13 protein-coding genes are annotated in these 18,017 nt (G+C 43.9%); 9 read left to right on the top strand and 4 right to left on the bottom strand.

Going from position 1 to position 18,017, the window contains the following annotated elements; translation table 11 throughout:
- Positions 1-118 precede the first annotated feature (118 nt).
- From GSF04_RS02445 to GSF04_RS02460, 4 genes are all read left to right on the top strand, one after another.
- Positions 119-1,129, top strand: coding sequence for a LacI family DNA-binding transcriptional regulator (locus tag GSF04_RS02445; RefSeq protein ID WP_045989296.1), 1,011 nt, complete (start codon positions 119-121; stop codon positions 1,127-1,129).
- A gap of 331 nt (positions 1,130-1,460) precedes the next feature.
- Positions 1,461-2,687: a threonine/serine exporter family protein gene (locus tag GSF04_RS02450; protein WP_017217546.1), complete on the top strand. Its 1,227-nt coding sequence runs from the start codon at positions 1,461-1,463 to the stop codon at positions 2,685-2,687.
- Between the two features lie 272 nt (positions 2,688-2,959).
- Positions 2,960-5,536: a TonB-dependent receptor gene (locus GSF04_RS02455; protein WP_211857447.1), complete on the top strand. Its 2,577-nt coding sequence runs from the start codon at positions 2,960-2,962 to the stop codon at positions 5,534-5,536.
- 259 nt (positions 5,537-5,795) lie between these two features.
- A complete protein-coding gene (locus GSF04_RS02460; protein ID WP_211857448.1) occupies positions 5,796-7,124 on the top strand; it encodes an energy transducer TonB in 1,329 nt (442 codons plus the stop codon).
- A 35-nt stretch (positions 7,125-7,159) separates the two neighbouring features.
- On the opposite strand, the gene GSF04_RS02465 is transcribed toward GSF04_RS02460, so the two are convergent.
- Positions 7,160-9,265, bottom strand: a complete 2,106-nt coding sequence (locus tag GSF04_RS02465) for a winged helix-turn-helix domain-containing protein (protein WP_211856423.1) — start codon at positions 9,263-9,265, stop codon at positions 7,160-7,162.
- 99 nt (positions 9,266-9,364) lie between these two features.
- Between GSF04_RS02465 and GSF04_RS02470 the strand changes: the two genes are divergently transcribed.
- The gene (locus GSF04_RS02470) at positions 9,365-11,965 is read left to right on the top strand and encodes a TonB-dependent receptor (protein WP_211856425.1); all 2,601 of its coding nucleotides are present in this window, start codon (positions 9,365-9,367) and stop codon (positions 11,963-11,965) included.
- Here GSF04_RS02470 and GSF04_RS02475 read toward each other — a convergent pair.
- Entirely contained in the window at positions 11,948-12,853 is a 906-nt protein-coding gene (locus tag GSF04_RS02475) for a LysR family transcriptional regulator (protein ID WP_211856427.1), read from the bottom strand. The two genes, GSF04_RS02470 and GSF04_RS02475, sit on opposite strands and share 18 nt — an antisense overlap.
- 96 nt (positions 12,854-12,949) lie before the next feature.
- Between GSF04_RS02475 and GSF04_RS02480 the strand changes: the two genes are divergently transcribed.
- From GSF04_RS02480 to GSF04_RS02495, 4 genes are all read left to right on the top strand, one after another.
- Positions 12,950-13,255 carry a hypothetical protein gene (locus GSF04_RS02480; protein WP_211856429.1) on the top strand — a complete coding sequence of 102 codons (306 nt, stop codon included), beginning with the start codon at positions 12,950-12,952 and terminating at the stop codon, positions 13,253-13,255.
- 134 nt (positions 13,256-13,389) lie between these two features.
- The gene (locus GSF04_RS02485) at positions 13,390-15,444 is read left to right on the top strand and encodes a S9 family peptidase (RefSeq protein ID WP_211856431.1); all 2,055 of its coding nucleotides are present in this window, start codon (positions 13,390-13,392) and stop codon (positions 15,442-15,444) included.
- A gap of 174 nt (positions 15,445-15,618) precedes the next feature.
- Positions 15,619-16,215, top strand: a complete 597-nt coding sequence (locus tag GSF04_RS02490; RefSeq protein ID WP_349251732.1) for a GNAT family N-acetyltransferase — start codon at positions 15,619-15,621, stop codon at positions 16,213-16,215.
- A 217-nt stretch (positions 16,216-16,432) separates the two neighbouring features.
- Positions 16,433-17,353 (top strand): acetoacetate decarboxylase family protein, encoded by a 921-nt coding sequence (locus GSF04_RS02495; protein WP_130127714.1) that lies wholly within the window; start codon positions 16,433-16,435, stop codon positions 17,351-17,353.
- A gap of 44 nt (positions 17,354-17,397) precedes the next feature.
- Here GSF04_RS02495 and GSF04_RS02500 read toward each other — a convergent pair whose 3' ends face one another.
- Positions 17,398-17,610 (bottom strand): TIGR03643 family protein, encoded by a 213-nt coding sequence (locus GSF04_RS02500; protein ID WP_249122319.1) that lies wholly within the window; start codon positions 17,608-17,610, stop codon positions 17,398-17,400.
- A 99-nt stretch (positions 17,611-17,709) separates the two neighbouring features.
- Positions 17,710-17,868 carry a hypothetical protein gene (locus tag GSF04_RS02505; protein WP_019647622.1) on the bottom strand — a complete coding sequence of 53 codons (159 nt, stop codon included), beginning with the start codon at positions 17,866-17,868 and terminating at the stop codon, positions 17,710-17,712.
- Between the last annotated feature and the right edge of the window lie 149 nt (positions 17,869-18,017).

Below are 18,017 nucleotides of genomic sequence, written 5' to 3' on the forward strand. Positions count from 1 at the left end.
CGTTTAACGGATGATCATATAACGATTATCGGGAAATGTGCAGAGATTTGCGATTTAATGCGATGAAAACTTGATGTACACTTAGTCACTTAACCAGCCATAATTGATACGAATTAGCATGAACAACGATAAAAAACTCGCTAAGGTTACCATTTTCGATGTTGCCGAAGAGGCACAAGTTTCTAAATCAACAGTATCCCTCGTTCTAACGCATAGCGATAAAGTCAGCGATAAAAGTAAAGAAAAAGTATTAAAAGCCATCGAAAAACTGGGCTACGTTTATAATCGCGATGCAGCAGCGCTACGTAGTAAAAAGTCTAATCTTGTTGCGGTTGTTATCAACGACTTAACTAACCCTTACTCTGCTCAGCTTGCTGTCGGATTAGAAAAGCATATTTATGCATTAGGTATGGTACCTATGCTGGTCAATACAGGCGAAGACTTTAATCGCCAGCGCCAGGTGGTTAACACACTTAAAGAATACAACGTTTGTGCCTTTGTCATGGTGCCCGCACCAAGCACCCCGCGAGAGTGGCTTGATCAATTGGCTGACTCTGGATTTCCAGTTATTACCATTATGCGTGAAGTGGCCTTCGCGAAAGCCCCTTGTATTCTACCTGACAATAAAAAAGGGACTCACCTAGCAACGACTCACCTCATTGAGCAAGGCATAAAAAACATTGCTTTTTTGGGTGGTACCCCTGAAATCTCTGATTACCATGAGCGACTGTCTGGTTTCCAAAGCGCGCTAAAACTCAACGGATTAAATGAAGCGCAACCTGCGATCGCTGCTCCAACCAATCGCCAAGGGGGCCGAGAAGCGTTTAATACCCTCATCGCTGACCATAAAGAGATAAAAGCTATCGTTTGCTTTAGTGACGTCATTGCATACGGTGCAATTGAAGCCATGCGCGAACATGGACTGGTACCTGGTGAAGACATCAAAGTTGTCGGTTTTGATGACTTGCAAGACTCCCAGCTGATGAAACCCGCATTAACGAGCGTCAGAATTGATGCCGACGACATCGGTAAGCGGACATGCCATACACTGTCCGAAATTTTAAACAAATCACAGCCTGCCGTTAGAACCTTGGTGGATGTTTCATTGCAGATCAGAGAATCATCGTAACTCTTAGCATTTAGCAATAAATGTATCGCCGAGACCTGTTTATAAAAAATGCAAATATTTGCGGCCAAAACTATAGACATTACTGAGAATCTGGATAGAATTCGCAGCAATCTTGGCCGCCAAATTTACCTATGCAAATAGTCTGTTGCGAATATCAAATTCGTGTGCAAAAACATAACTAAAATCTAGATGATATGTATCTTACTAGCAGCGCGTACCCATGATGAGCTCAGTTTGATTTTTTTAATTTCAAACACCATACTTTTTTAACATTTTCGCCAATTCGCTTCATTCAGTAGAATTGGCATTACATATTTAAGGTTCTCTTTCGTTGAATAACGCAACCTTTACAGAGAAACGCCGCTTTATTGTGAAGTTAGGCAAAATGCTTCACAAATACGGTACCCCTGCCTATCGACTCGAAGCACATTTAATGGAAATAGCCACTCACCTAGGGCTAAAGTCTTCCTTTGTTATGTCTCCGACATCTGTCACTTTTGTAATTTGGACCGAAGGTCATGAAGAAGAATATACCCATGTGGCGCGAGTTGATCCCGGCGATCATGATTTAGGTTCATTGGCAGATACGGATGACGTCGCAACACGCGTGTTATCTGGTGAGCTTTCAATCCAAGAAGCTGAACAATGCCTTGAAGCCATTTTGCACGCTAAGCCCCCTTATAATAAGTTAATGACGGGTCTTGCATTTGCAACCTCAAGTGGCGCATTTGCGATGCTGATGGGAACTAGCTGGAATGACGTTTGGTGGTCGGCGCTAATATCGCTTGTGGTCTACATATTCGTGCTTTGGGCAAGTATTTCCAAACGCGTAACACATATGCTTGAGCCTTTGGTCGCCATCGTATCAGCGGTTGCTGCCTGCGCAGTGTCTGTATACATTGACCCGCAGGTCAACATCCGTTTGGTGGTACTTTCGGCCATTATCGTGTTTATACCTGGCTTGGCGCTGGCGCTTGGGTTTGCGGAATTATCGGCTCGCCATCTAGTGTCAGGCACCGCTAGAGTCATGGACTCTATTATGTTGCTCTTTAAGCTCTACTTCGGTGCATTTTTGGGGATCAGTTTAGGGTTTGCGTTTTTTGGACAAGTTGATTTTATACAACCATCACCATTACCACGTTGGACGGCTTGGCTTGCAGTGCTATTACTTTGTAGCAGCCTAGTTATTATCTTTAGAACAAAGTTACGCCATGCAAGTTGGTCACTCGCATCAGGCTTTATCGCCTACGCAGCCAGTATCAGCTCTGCGGTTTACTTTGATTATGCACTTGGTACTTTTGTAGGTGCATTTGCAGTGGGTGTCTTTAGTAATATCTTTAACCGTGTGGTAAATGCCCCTGCGTCCATTGTTGCAATGCAAGGTTTGATTGTGTTGGTCCCTGGTTCTAAAACCTATATTGGACTTAATTCTTTAATTGAAGGCCAAAGCTTTGTTCATGCGGACCATATTGGCCAACAAACCTTTTTAATATTTATGTCTCTTATCGCTGGCCTTATCTTCTCAAACGTTGTACTGCCACCTAAAAAGAGCTTATAACGCGCAAAAAGAACTGGAAAGGCGACTTTCCAGTTCTTTGTAGTTATGAATGTTAACAAAAAATAAAGTCAAATCCTTCCAGTAAACTTAACTTAAACCGTAAGCTACCGAGAAAATATTATTTTATATCCATATATTTCAATAAAATAAGAAAAACAAAAGTTAAAAACCTCCAAATTCATAACTATTCATTTCAATTCAAGATTTAACAAACCCCACTGGTGTTTAATCTTTCTCGTGGTCAATCACAAGTAAGCACTCAAGGGGAATTTATGTTTCGCAATAACAAGAAAAAACTGGCTGTATTAATCAGCCAATCTTTGCTCGGCTCGGTACTTTTTGCACCGGGTCTAGCTCTCGCTGAAGAAAACAACAATCAAGAAGCAGCTAAAAATGGTGAAGTTGAAGTTATTCAAGTCAGAGGGATCCGTGGCAGCGTTGTTCAATCACTCAATACAAAAAGATACTCAGACGCCATTGTTGATGCAGTAACCGCCGAAGACATTGGCAAATTTCCAGATCAAAACGTTGCCGAATCATTACAACGAATTACCGGTGTTTCAATCACGCGTAGTTTTGGTGAAGGTGAACGCGTTAGCATTCGAGGCACAGGTGAAAGCCAAAACCGGACCTTATTAAATGGTCAAGCCGTTGGCTCAGCGGACTGGTGGACTAACTCAGCGGCGAGCCGTGGATTTAACTACACAATGTTACCCTCTGAAATCATTTCTGGGCTTGAAGTTTACAAATCACCAGAAGCCGATATTGACGAAGGCTCTATTGGTGGAACCGTGATTGTTAGAACACGTAAGCCGCTTGATTTAGAGCCAAATAAAATTGCAGGTTCAATTATCGCACAGCACAGCGAAGTGTCAGGTGAAACCGACCCACAACTTTCCGCTATGTACAACTTTAAGACCGATGATGAATCTTTTGGCGCCTTAATTTCTGTCGTGCGCCAAGAACGTAACTTGCGCCGCGATGGTATTGAAGCATGGTCTTGGACCTATCGTGATATCACACTTGAAGATGGTACCGTCGTCGACAATGTCTACAGCCCTGGCGGTGGCGGCTCAGCCATGTTCTCACAGCAGCGCGTTCGCACGGGGATAAACCTCGCCTTACAATATCGTCCAAATGAAAATATGGACATTGTATTCAATGCGTTAGACTCTACACTTGAAGCCGACAATGAAAATCAAAACTTCCTGTGGTTACCCGGTTACGGCGGCTCACAATATACTGACATTACCGTTATCGACCACCCCGTAGTTGGAAAGATGGCCGTCGGCGGGACGCTTGGCTTATCACCAGATGGTAATAACATTCTGGATGAGACCAAAGTACGTAACTCTGAGCTCAAAACCAAATCGTACGACTTAAAAGTTGAACATCAAGGGCAACTTTGGGAATCTTCATATCACTTAGGTTACACAGAAGGTTCGGGTGGTTCACAAGCGGATCGCTCCGTTGGTTGGGAAGGCAACTATGTTCACAGCTTTGATGCGTCACAAGAGGAAGACGTAAAGACCAGTTATGCTGCCGATCCAAACGATGGTGATAAATGGAATTTAGGCTTTTTACGCTATGACAGCAATGATGCGAAAGATGATGAAACTTACTTTCAAGCCGATTTTAAACGCCCAATTGATGTCGCTATCTTTAATCAGATCAAGGTAGGCTTTAAATATCGTGATCACAGTCGTTTTAATACCAAACACACAACGGACAATCGCACAGACTTAAACTGGAGTTTGGCTGATTACTCTAAAGCCATGCCATCTGATTACCTATCAGGCATAGGCTCATCGGGCACAACGCGCAGCTACGCAATTACTGATTCAAACAAAATACGCCAAGAAGGTGATGCGCTGGGTTGGAATTACCGAGTATTGAAAGCCAGTACTTTCGATATCAATGAAAAAATTACCGCAGGCTACATTAAAGCGAATCTGGATGCAGATGGTCTACGCGGTAATTTAGGTGTAAGACTTGTAAATACCAAACAAACCTCATCCGCGTTTGCAGGTGAGTCAGGTGCTGAGGTATGGACAACGGAAGAAAAGGACTACTTCGACATTCTTCCAAGCATTAACTTGGCAATTGACTTAGATGACGATTTATTAATGCGTTTTTCTGCGGCACGAGTTATGTCTCGCCCAGATTACGCCGATATGACCGCATCAACTTCATACAACCTAGAAACACAAACCGGCACTGGCGGTAACCCTGACATCGACCCCTATCGAGCGACGCAGTTTGATACCGGTATCGAGTGGTACTTTAGCGACGCAGGCCTTTTTTCTGCGGTATTTTTCTACAAAGATATTCAGTCGTTTATCGAGAGCCAACCAGCACTTGAAACTCACGAAGGTAAAGAAGTGCTGATCAGCCGTCCTGTTAATGGGAAAGCAGGCCGCATTCAAGGCCTAGAAGTCGGTTATCAACAAGAGCTATACGAAGGTTTTGGCGTTGCAGCTAACTATACCTATGTAGATGGTGAAGCCAAAGATGATGAAGGTAACGACATCACCATCCCAGGCAACTCTGAGCATACCGTTAACTTGAGTTCTTATTATGAAAACGAATTCATTAGTGCCCGTATCTCATACAACTTCAGAACAGGGTATGATACAGGTCGAGACTGGCCAGGATACATTGACGATTATGGTCAAGTAGATGCCAACCTTACCTATAATTACAATGAGAATGTGGCATTTATTCTTGAGGCCATCAACTTGACGGATGAACATACATTTAGCTATCAGGTAAAGGGAGTTGAGCAGGCACTAACGGGTGTCTATGCCGATGGAAGGCGTTTTAGCGCAGGGGTTAGATTTAACTTTTAACACCGAATAGCGAATGAAACTTTTACCGCTAAATCTGGTCTTATTAGCCGTAAAGAAAATAGTTTCATGACTCGAATTAAGTCGCTTCCAAGCTAACACAGGTTCGACTTAGTAAACTCCCTGCCCGGAGTTCCAAAAAGCTGATAGCGTTTGCTATCAGCTTTTATTATTTAAATTTCCCTTATATTGTGGTTATATAGCCTATTAAAAATGACCACAGCAACCCCAAAGAGCAGTCCGAGGATGAGTAATCAATAAAATGCGCAACAATCTCATTTCTGGGCTTATTTTTTCATTTTTTATGAGCATGAGTTGGCTGACAAAAGCCGATCTTTACGATGCTACCCTCGCCTATCAGAATGAAGAATTCACTCTTGCATTTTCTGAATTCAATCGCCTAGCTCAATTAGGTAATGCAGACGCCATGTATAATCTTGGGGTGATGTATTTATACGGCCAAGGAACCGAACAAAGTGCTGCAAATGCCTTTGCTTGGTTTTCATTGGCTAAAGAATTCGGTATAGCTGAAGCCTTTCAAACTGCGCAACTCGTTTTGCAGCAGTCCGACGACCAAAGTGGTCTAAAAGATTTCGTAACACTTCAAAAAAATCGTCTGGCAGACACCTATTTACTTGATTCAACACTTGCCCGGCTCAAACAACCCAATATCGTTTCTACGCCGAGTAAAACTCACGATGTATTACCTGACTACCCAGATGAGGCTGTACGACAAGGGATTGAGGGCTGGGTTTGGTTAGAGTTTGATATCGACCAAAGCGGTAAGGCCACCAATATTGAGGTCGTAGATAGCTACCCCAAGCACATATTCACCGCTAGCTTGCTAAATGCGGTAGAAAAGTGGCGCTATAGTGGTCCAAAACAAGCACACACCTTGATTTACCATTTTGCGACATATAAAGGCGAGCAATATCGCGAAACCTTAGCCATTCAAAAGAAGGCCTACGAAAAACAGCTTAAGCAGAATATCGATGCGGCAGAGCGCGGTGTGGCGCAAGTACAATACTATATTGCTAACTGGTTGAGTATGAAAGATTACAATGCGTATCAGCTACTGCGCTATCACTGGCGCTCTGAAGAGCCGGTAAATGAACTGTATTTAGCCGCAGCTAAAAATGGCTTGGACTTGGCACAATATCGCTTAGCAACTCAGCTTATCAATGTGGGAGAGCATCGACTTAGTGTACTTTGGCTAGAACACGCAGCACAGACCATGGATATCGCAAAATATCGCTTAGCACGAACACTGCTTACAAACACAGAACAGCAGGATGCTCCACGTGCTCTACAAGTACTTACCGAGGCCTCGAATAACGGCCATTTGCGCTCCACACTTTTATTAGTAAACACTTATTTAACTCGTCTCAACGACAAAGCTCAGGCCAAGACTTGGTTGCGTCATGGTCTCACCATCGATCCCGAACACCCTGAACTACTGCTACTGTCTGCCAAACTTACAGATAATCAGGCAGAGGCCAAAAAGCTTGCCTCACAGGCTTTGAAGTCGGCATCACAGCGCAATTGGAGTAGTAAAGCAATACGCTTATTCCAGCAAAAACTAGCTAACTAACTGTACCCAACCTGGGCTTCGTAACATTGATGTCTTCATCGCTCACCGTACTCCAGTAATACTATGTCACTTTCATAATTGTTGATCCGATTGAATATGACCTGACTGCCATCGAAGCTTGCTAGTACCTGTAACTCGGTAAACCCCGCGTAAAGGTGTAACCCAATTGGTTGAATTTCTTCGACTTTGTTTTCACTACTTAAATAGCGATAAAGCACCAGTTGGTGACCTCTTTTCAGTACAAAATAAACCCCGTCTCGGTATACTGCTGGCTGGTAAAGAGATAAAGACCCACGTAACTGCTCTACATCAATTGTTTCAGTCAGCGCAGCAACTAGGTATTCCCTAACTTGTTCTTTGTACCCCACAAAGCTTGAGTTCTTCTGAGTCAGGGATAAATCAGACGAACGAGTCACCAGAGGTTGTTGCTCACTGCGCCCTTGAGATACGGTAAATTGCCATGCCTGCCATTTGGCCTCCGTCGAGAGCTTCGCTCGATAATACAGGTTTCTACCATCCTGTGACCAATGCAAATCAGCAACTTCGGCAAAGTTATCAACTACTTTTTTCACTTCTTTAGTAAAAGAGCTTATTAAATACACTTTATGCGACTTTGATAATACGGCGAGATATTCGTTATTAGGCGACAGCAAGAGCAAAATAGGCACTTCTCCCAGCGGCATAGTGCCAAGCAAACTCGATGTTGGTCGAAAAGCATGTTTATGCCACAGCTCAAATTGTGGCGCATCATTATTTTTGGCTGTCACCGAGGCATATACAAAATGTGCGCCATCATCAGACAAAGCGGCAAGTAGATCCACCCTTGCGGGCGACGTCAACTGCTTTTGCTGTGCTTCGCTTTGTGCATCTACAGCGAGCTGATAAAAGTTAATTTCAGCCACGCCCTCAGTGTGCGCCGAAGCACGCAAATGCGTATTAACATCAACCTCAGATATCGCACCAAATCCGGAGTATAACAGCTGCTGCTCACGACCTTTCAGTACACTCAAGTTTTGTTTGGCGATAATAACCGTATCGTCCTGATAACCATGACTCAATGCCGAAAAAGACTGCTTGGAGAGTGTGGTAGTTTGCCTTTCAGGGTCCCCAAGTTGCCCCAAATTTAGGCGATAAACGCCCTGCTCTTTTACCTGATACAACAGCGCTTGTTGGTTAACTTGATAATGAGTTACATCGCGAATAGGCAACGCCGTAGTGTTGAGCACTTTAGGATGATTATCCGCAAAAGTGACCGCTACAGATTGCAAATAGGTCCCACCTTTATCCCAAGACTTAGTGATAAAATGACCCGCTCGATATTCAAGCCAAGGCGCTGAGTCTTGTGCGCTATTACAGCTGCCAAGCACGCTATCGCGCGCTAGTCGCCACATTTCTATTGGACCTTTCACGTGTAACGCCCGTACTTCACAGGAAACCGGATCCGAGCGCGAATAAATCAGCCAGTTACCATCTAAAGACCAACTTGCCGACTCTTCACTATAACCGCTGCTTTTTATCGTATGGGTTGTTTTGGTCTCAAGATCATAGACCGCCAAATCAAATTGATCGGCTCCCTCAGCTAAATAGCTGTAAGCTAAATAGTTACCATTTGGAGAAAAGCGCACAAAGACTTCTGCACCCGGCGAGGATGTGATCCGAGTTGCAGTGATGGGCAGCTGTTGCAATTCATTTTGCCACTGCTTAGCCATAAAAACGCCAAGCAAAGTCACCACAAGACCCATAAAAAAACCGAGCAGCGCAAATTGTGCGCCACGCCCACGAGACAGCTCCTCTACTTGCTCAAGTAGCGTCGGGGCTTTTTCAATTTGTGCAATGCATTGATAACCTAGGCGTGGTACCGTTTTAATTATTTTTGGCTCGTTTGAACTGTCACCAAGCAGCTTACGTAGCTGTACCACCAGCTGGCTAACAGAGTTATCACTGACGATAGTACCGGGCCATACGATATCTAAGATGGCGTCTCTGGTAACAACCTGTCCCTTGTTAGCAATCAATAGACGCAATAATGCCGCATGCTTCGCTTCGATGCTTCTCCAAGAACCGTCAACACACACAGATAAATTACTCAGGTCGACGAGTATCTCATTGATTAAAAAACGTTTATCTAAGTTTTCAACCATCAACTACTAAAAATTTGTAAAACTATGGTTAGGCTCGTAATAAAAGCGTATTATGAGTATCAACTAAAGGTAACTTACTCGTATTATAAGTTGAGCACAATGTCAGAATTTCTCATCCGAACAGTTTCTTGTAGCGCATTCTTTATCACAGCTGCAAGTTATGCCGTTGAGCAAAATCAGACAGCTGAAAATACCATAGAACGCATCGAAATCCGTGCCTTCCATGACAGCGTTGTCAAGTCTCTCAGTAATAAACGCCACAATCAACAAGTTTCAGATACGATCAGTGCTGAAGACATAGGTAAGTTTCCAGATAAAAACGTCGCAGAGGCGCTGCAACGGATCACCGGTATTTCACTCTCTCGAGCACAAGGTGAAGGTGAGCGGATCGGCGTGCGAGGCACAACCCCCGAGCAAAATAGAACCTATTTGAATGGTCAATATCTCGCCTCCGCTGATTGGTGGATCTCAAGTCAGCCAAGCCGAGGCTTTAATTTTACCTTATTACCCAGTGAAGTCGTCTCTAGCCTTGAGGTGTTCAAAACACCACAAGCTATGCAGGATGAAGGGTCGTTAGGTGGTGCAATCAATATAAAAACCCGCGACCCTCTGCTTACGCCTTCAGGCTATGGCGTTGTAACGGCCCAGTTCCAATACAGTGACTTGAGCGATAAACTCGACCCACAATTATCTGCAATTTATAACTATCATAGCGAAAGTGGCGACTATGCTGTGCTTTTTACCGCAACACGACGAGATCGCAGCCTCAGACGCGACGGCTTAGAATCTTGGGGATGGCACGATAGAACGTTATACCAAGGTGATGATGATACTTGGTATGCCACCCAGCAGACTCCACAAGATAAAAGCCAGACGTTATGGTTTCCAGGAGGTGGGGGATCCGCGATTTTTCAGCAGCAAAGAGAGTTGCAGGCTTATACAGTCAATGCCGCGTTTCAGCTTTCCCCACGACTTAGGTTAAATAGTCACTTACTTTATTCTCACCTAAACGCAGACAACAACAATCAAAACTTTCTCTGGCAAAGTGCAAAGTCTATTGACCTAGGCGGCGGAGTAACCGATTTACAAGTACAAGATGGTACTTTGGTGAGCGCCCACTATTTACCCACAGCAGCGCCGTTCAATACCAGCATGGAAGCCATTTGGCGAGACTCGCAGATCAGCACCAAAAGTGCCCATCTAGACTTGGTCTATGATGGCATTTATTGGTCAAGCCAGTTTCAAGTGGGTCTAAGCCACGGCTCTGGTGGCACCAAAGAAGACGTCACGTCACAGTTTTCTGCTAACACCCGTTTTCATGTCGATACGTCAATGCGAAAAAACATCGTCGCAAGTTATGGGACTTCTCCGTTAGATGCGGCGAGTTGGTTTATCACCGAAGCTCGAAATGACAGCCAAGATGGCAAAGATAAATCATACTTCGCGCAAGCCGATTTTGCGTACGATATCGACTTTAAACAGGTCGACGCGATTAAATTTGGCATTAAACTTAAGGACCATCAACGGGACTTTTTGCGCTATCGCTCCAAAGATGGAGGGCTTGATGGTTTAGCCGGCGAGCTTGGCACTACACTGGCCGCCTATCCGGGCACTTTTGTGGATGATTATTTGCGCGGCGTAGGTAGTGCAAACACCTTAAAAAACTACAGTTATGCCGATATTACACTGCTCGCCAAAGACTTCGATACGCTCAATTTTGAACAAGAGATAGAAAAAGCCAGTCGTTTTCATATTACAGAAAAAACCGCCGCCGCTTACGGTCAAATGCAACTCGCTGGTGAATCCTATGCAGCCAACATTGGGGTACGGGTGGTCAAAACCTTTCAAGACTCTGCCGCATTTAAACGTGTCGCCTCCCCCATCGAAGCGCCCGACAGCTATGTTTGGCATGAAGAATCTCGGGATTACATCGATATTCTACCCAGCGCCAATATCAAGTTTGATTTAAGCGAAAGTCTGGTTGGCCGTTTTTCCGTTGCACGCGTCATGTCACGAGCACAATTTCATCACCTTATGCCCTCAACCAATTACAACGTGACCCAGGCTCAAGGACAAGGTGGTAACGCCAGCTTAGATCCATATAGAGCGGCGCAGTTTGACGCCAGCCTTGAATGGTACTTTGACGATGCAGGACTCGCCTCAATCGCCTTATTTAACAAGGATGTGGAGTCTTTTATCGAGTTTGAGCGGAAACTTGAACGTCACGAAGGCATTTTGATGTCTATCGATAGGCCTAGTAATGGCGCTGGCGGCAGTATCCGTGGCGTTGAACTAAGCTACCAGCAAACACTTGCGTACGGATTTGGGTTAATCGCCAATTACACCTACGTTGATGGCGAACGTGACAACGCTGACGTTGGCTTACAGGACAAAGTGCCAGGCACCTCAAAACACAGCGCTAACCTCACCGCTTACTACGAGAACCACCAATTTAGCGCACGGCTTAGCTATAATTATCGAACCCAGTTTGCCACCGGTGTAGGCGAGACCATGATGGATAACTACGGCCAATTAGACGGCAGCCTCACGGTGAAATTAAGTGATAACCTCGATGCGCAATTTGAGTTTATTAATTTAACCGACGAACAAATCTATACCTATGATCGCAATGAGTACGCACCAACAGGGGTATATGTGAATGGTCGGCGCTACTATGCAGGGCTAAGATACCAATTCTGATTTGCATGATAATTGCGACTGTACAAAACCTAAGAATAAATCCAGCTTTGCAGAGTGCTCTCGTTTTACTTTATATATGGCATGCAAAGTAACTTCGGGCCTATTTTGCTCGGGAAACAGCTCAACCAAAGCGCCCGAATCAATATCCCGTTGGCAGAAATAAGACGGTAGCATGGCAATCCCCAATCCTGCCAACACCGCTTCTCGAATGTGGAAGCGACTATTCGCTATCAAATTACCTTGCAGAGCATAACTTCGAGTTCCGTCATGCCAACTATCTTCAACGTGGTTAAGTTTAGATAACAACATGTTATGCCTACTCAGTTCGTCCAATTGCTCGGGCTTCCCATGCGCCGCCAAATAACTGGGAGCGGCAACAAAAGTAGAGTTTATATTGATTAATTTCAAGACATAAAATTGACTATCTTTGAGTGCAGCTGAAAGCCTAAAAGCGACATCAATCTCATCTTCGATTAAATCCTGATTTGCTGCGGTAAACATCAGCTCTAACTTTATTTGTGGATAGCGCTTTTGAAAGTCGATACAAATTTGGCTAAGTAGCATACGCCCTATCGTATTTGGAAAGGTTATTTTTAGGTGACCTGATTGATGCACTCCAACCTGTTCGACTTCTTCTTCCAAATCGCGTAGCGCACGAAGGATCTTTTTCCCTTTTTCGTACACCAACTTACCGGCATCAGACAATGCGAGTTTACGGGTTGTTCGATTTAAAAGTACTTGTCCATAAGATGACTCTAGCTGAGCTATCGATTTACTCACCGCTGATGTCGTGGTACCGAGCTGCTCTGCAGCTCGGCTGAAGGAGTGCTGCTCAGCGACACAACATAATATTTTAAGTAAGTGAAGTTTATCGTATTCCTTTCTCATTATTTCCTCTTAGGAAAAAGTCTTTACACCAAATGAATATATATTAACTAAAAATAAAAAGTAAACTTAACTCAAAAGAAAATAAAGGACATCAACATGATCACCACGTCGTGCCACTGCGGCCAGATCCACTATCGTATTTTCACCACGACAACAGCCAACGAAATATGCACTGGTGTGCAGTTTATTCAGGCTCATGGTCTTATCGAAAATCCCTGTAAATCTCTCGAACGATTTGTGGTGCCGCATTCGAAAGTTCAAACCATCCAAGAGCATGGTTTTTGCAAACATTGTGGTGCTTCTATCTACATCATGGATGACAAAGGCAACATTTCGTATGCACTTAATCACCTTATGCCGTTTCAGGTTGATTATTCAGGGGCGCTGAATTTTGGCTTATAAAAGATAACGGCTTCGCTTTATCAGGCTTAACCGACAATTAATCGCAAACATTGGTTTTTATTCTAGTGACAAGTAGAATGCCTAAAAACTTCATCTTGAAGTTACAACAAGTGAATGAAAATTTAGGATAAATAATGAAACTACTTAAGTCTGCTTTGGCTTTAGCAATGGGCTTCACCAGTGCTACAAGCCTCGCAAGCGATACCATCACTATTGAAGACATCCCAAAGATCCAATCGGTAAGCTCAACGTCGGTCAGTCCTGACGGCGAACTCGTTGCTTTTACTCGCTCTGTACCGCGCGAGCTTTACGTTGACCAAAATGGTTCTAATTACAGTGAACTTTATGTGATTGACGACGAAGGTCTAGAGCGCCCATTTATCACCGGTAAAGTGAGCATCTCAAGCATCTCTTGGTCGGCCGACGGTCAGTTCATTTATTTCCTAACCAAGAAAAAAGAAGACAAGCAACGCGCCCTTTATCGCATCGCGGTAAACGGTGGGGAAGCACAGAAAGTGCTTTCACTAAAAGGAACTGGGATCTCAGCTTATAGCCTAAGCCCTGATGGCAAACAGGTTGCTATCCTTGCAATGCCAGCTGCCGATAAGTCAGAAAAAGAGCTGAAAAAGCTTGGTTTTATGGCTGAAGTGTATGAACTGGGTTTAAAAAACAAACAGCTTCATATCATTGATCTTGCAGCATCAGAAAAACCGCTGACTCCAGCGGCACTGAACATCGAAGGCTATGTTAGTGAAATCAACTGGGCTGACGATGCCTCTAAATTACTGGTAAAAACCCAGCCAACAGCGCTTATTGATGACAAGTATATGAAGTCACAATGGCATGTACTTGATGCAAAAACACAACAAATTACCACGTCATTCAAAACAGAAGGTAAGCTTGGTACCGCGGAATTTTCTCACGATGGTAAATACATCGCGATTTTAGGCGCTGAAGACAAGCACGACCCGGCAACTGGTCGCTTATACCTTGCCGATGCACAAAGCGGCAACGTAGAAGAGTGGATCCCGAACTTTATGGGTCACATCGGTGATTTTGAGTGGTCAAACCGTAAGAACCAGCTAACTTTTGTCGCGAACGTCGGCGCTGAAAGTTTTGTTGGCCAAATTAAAGTTGGCTCAAACAAATACAAGAAACTTATCAAAGAAGGTAAGTTTATCGCATCGAATCTATCAATCTCTGATTCAGACAAAACCATTGCCCTACGTGCGAATACAGCTAAGCACCCGAATGAAGTGTTTGTGATCCGCTCAAGCAAGGCAACTCGTCTATCAAACTCAAACCCGTGGTTAGACAACAAACGTTTTGCAAAACAAGAGGCTATTAACTTCAAAGCCCGCGATGGTGTTGAAATTGGTGGCGTATTAATTTATCCACTTGATTATCAAGAAGGTACGCGTTATCCACTGATCATGTCAGTGCACGGTGGTCCTGAAAGCCACGATAAGAATGGCTGGCTCACGAGCTATTCAGATCCAGGTCAAATGGGCGCAGCACGCGGCTATGCGGTATTCTATCCAAACTACCGTGGTTCGACAGGTAAAGGCGTTGATTACTCAAAACTTGGCCAAGGCGACTACGCAGGTAAAGAGTTTGACGACTTAGTAGATATGAAAGAATACCTAGTCAATACCGGTTTAGTAGACACCAAGCGTGTTGGTATTACTGGTGGCTCTTACGGCGGTTATGCCTCTGCTTGGGGTGCTACAAAACTAACTGAACACTTTGCGGCAAGCGTGATGTTTGTTGGGGTAACTAACCAACTTTCTAAGTTTGGTACTACCGATATCTCAAACGAAATGTACTTAGTGCACGCTCGCTCTTACCCTTGGGATAAATGGCAGTGGTACCTAGAGCGCAGTCCGATTTACTGGGCTGGTCAATCGAAGACGCCATTACTAATTATGCATGGTAAAGATGACCCACGTGTACACCCAGCACAATCTATGGAGCTATATCGCTATATGAAAGTGCAAGGTAAAGACGTACGTCTAGTTTACTATCCTGGCGAAGGTCATGGTAACCGCAAAGCAGCAGCTCAATATGACTACAGCTTGCGCTTGATGCGCTGGATGGACAACTACCTAATCGAAGGCAAAAAAGACATGCCAGATTATGAAATTGACCACGCGGCGAAGCTAAAAGCCGTTAAAGACGCGAATAAATAAGTAAGCTAGCTTATTGTTTGAGGGCGCTAATTGGCGCCCTTTTTTATCAAGGAAAAAAGATATTGCAATTAATACCAATTGAATTAATTCTCTAATCAATTTGAAGGGTGAAATAGCATATTAGCTTCGTTAAAAATTTCTCATTTAGAACAACTAAATAGCAAAATTTTTGCCTTGCTACTAAAGCTATTTCCCCGCTTCAAGATAGATCATTTACTTAATACAACTGGTATAACTACAATCAAACTCGACACCGAGCGATTCACACTGAGACCCTTAACCTCACAAGATGCCGAAGCGCTGTTTGCCATATTCTCGGACGCAGACGTCATGCGCTATTGGAACACGCCACCTTGGGACTGCCTTGACGATGCAACACAATTTATCAAGCAATCACATGAAGACTTGACTACACAACAAGCGATCACACTGGCCATTGTTTCGAAAAGTGATGAAACAGTAATTGGCAAATGTTTACTGTTTAGCTGGGATAAAGAGTCACGTCGCGCCGAAATTGGCTTTGGTATTGCCAAATCTCACTGGGGGCAAGGTGTTATTCAAGAAGCGGGCTCTGCACTCATTGACTATGCTTTTTCAACACTACAGTTGAGGCGTATTGAAGCAGAGATTGATCCTGCTAATATCGGCTCAGCCAAAGTACTTACAAAACTCGGATTTACTAAAGAAGGTCACTTACGTGCTCGCTGGGAAATTGCTGGCGAAGTTTCAGACTCTGCACTATTCGGCTTACTTGCAAGCGACGTAAACTAACTAAAGTGATCGCCTTTTCCCTAAACTTAATCACTTTAAATCAGCGACATCCTTAATGTCGCTTTAAGAACTAACCACCGATACACTCTATCAACTAAAGCACTTTGATTTTTCACATTCCACTGTTAACATAACATCCCCAAAAAGGAAACGATTACTCAACTTGTCTTGAATTTGACAATCTACTTTGTTGATCTCACTACTTAAGGAAAGCAAAATGATAAAAAATGCAGTCGTGCTAGGACTCATCTTTAGCGCCCATACTCTCGCCTTTGACCTCGAGAATACATACCCAACCACTGAAATAAAATACTTGGATGACGGCACTGAAATCTCTGTGCCTTTTCATGTCAAGGGAGAAGCAACCAGTGCAGTCCTGGGTTTAATTAATGCAAAACGAGCAAAACGATTTTTATGGAATGACGGTTGGAAAGTTGTTACGCCCAAATGTGATGGCAAAAGCTCCGGAAAAGGTATTGCGGCTTTTTACACTCAAAAAATCACAGAAAGTCCAGCAGGAGCATACAACGAAACGGTCGCAACGTTTTTTATTCAACGCAGAAATGCGCCAGATCTCGACTTACCTTGTCCAAGCGACCTGAACTCCCTTGAAGCACAAGTAAACTATGCAATGGCTGCATTTACAACTATCAATACTGCTAATGCTGAAAAGCAGTCGATGGGGCTCCCTCACGATTACGCCTCATTCAACTTTCATTTGATGTTGGACAATGCAAAAGCGGTTGAGGCCGGTGAAATATGGGGTTACCCCAAACAATTGGCCCAAGTTGACATCACCCTAAGTGAAAATACACATCGTCTCGAGCTGGCCAAGAAAAATGGTAAGCCTTTGCTCAGTGCTGAATATCAGCGTAAAATTGGCACAAACACACCATTGTACTCGGTCGGTGATAACGTTGTACCCAGCTTTAACCTTCCTGATGAGTCTAAGATCCCTCAACTAAGTGGCGTATTGACCTCTACTAGCGGCTGGATCTTGCCTTTCGTTGGTAAGTTTACGATTCACTCACCAAAAAGTGTCACCACGCGATTTTTACGCAAAACGCAGTTTACTCCTATCGCGGTATTAGAATTCACTAACGTTGAAGGCGTTGCGCTACCACTTTACGATAGGTAACCTTCATTAGTATAGGCGGAGGCTTAACGGCCTCTGCATTTTAATTACCTTTGCTTGTATTGCGTTTTGCAGTATCCACGATTGACCGCTTTGCTTCTAAGTTTAATATGCTTTGTGTTACGGCCATTTACTCGTTGCCGCCATAGCTTAAAACTACTGGATTTTAAGCTGCTACGCATCAACTTGATCACGTCAGGTTCACTAAGCTCAAACTGTCGCTCGATAGCTTCAAATGGCGTCCTATCTTCCCACGCCATTTCAATGATCCTGGAAATTTCTGAGTCACTAAATTGCACTTGCTTAATCTTGTTGTGTTCTAATCAGAATCACACATACGCACCGAGTGCCAAAATAGATTAAAAATACTTACGGCCAATCAATATTCCCATCGCAATGCCGATAGGCAAGGTGTACATGATTTGCCCTGATGCAACGCCTACGGCTGTGCCTATTCCCGCGCCGATAGCGAGCCCCAGACCTATTTTTCGATTGGCATTTTGTTTATCACATTTCATTGACTATTCCATCATCTAAACCAGTAGTTAATGTGGCAAAGTAATGAAGTAATGTAAACCACCTTAAAAAGTAATATCTATTTAACCTGAGGTTTGGATAAGGAATGCTCCAACTCATTGTTGCTAAAGCACAACTTAGTTTTCTCCTT

Source organism: Pseudoalteromonas sp. A22 (assembly GCF_018141345.1).
Taxonomy (GTDB): domain Bacteria; phylum Pseudomonadota; class Gammaproteobacteria; order Enterobacterales; family Alteromonadaceae; genus Pseudoalteromonas; species Pseudoalteromonas maricaloris.

Bases quoted from the DNA above. Each gene is read 5' to 3' on its own strand.
- GSF04_RS02445 (WP_045989296.1), top strand. From the start codon at position 119: ATGAACAACGATAAAAAACTCGCTAAGGTTACCATTTTCGATGTTGCC.
- GSF04_RS02455 (WP_211857447.1), top strand. From the start codon at position 2,960: ATGTTTCGCAATAACAAGAAAAAACTGGCTGTATTAATCAGCCAATCT.
- GSF04_RS02460 (WP_211857448.1), top strand. From the start codon at position 5,796: ATGCGCAACAATCTCATTTCTGGGCTTATTTTTTCATTTTTTATGAGC.
- GSF04_RS02465 (WP_211856423.1), bottom strand. From the start codon at position 9,265: ATGGTTGAAAACTTAGATAAACGTTTTTTAATCAATGAGATACTCGTC.
- GSF04_RS02470 (WP_211856425.1), top strand. From the start codon at position 9,365: ATGTCAGAATTTCTCATCCGAACAGTTTCTTGTAGCGCATTCTTTATC.
- GSF04_RS02475 (WP_211856427.1), bottom strand. From the start codon at position 12,853: ATGAGAAAGGAATACGATAAACTTCACTTACTTAAAATATTATGTTGT.
- GSF04_RS02480 (WP_211856429.1), top strand. From the start codon at position 12,950: ATGATCACCACGTCGTGCCACTGCGGCCAGATCCACTATCGTATTTTC.
- GSF04_RS02485 (WP_211856431.1), top strand. From the start codon at position 13,390: ATGAAACTACTTAAGTCTGCTTTGGCTTTAGCAATGGGCTTCACCAGT.
- GSF04_RS02495 (WP_130127714.1), top strand. From the start codon at position 16,433: ATGATAAAAAATGCAGTCGTGCTAGGACTCATCTTTAGCGCCCATACT.
- GSF04_RS02500 (WP_249122319.1), bottom strand. From the start codon at position 17,610: ATGGCGTGGGAAGATAGGACGCCATTTGAAGCTATCGAGCGACAGTTT.
- GSF04_RS02505 (WP_019647622.1), bottom strand. From the start codon at position 17,868: ATGAAATGTGATAAACAAAATGCCAATCGAAAAATAGGTCTGGGGCTC.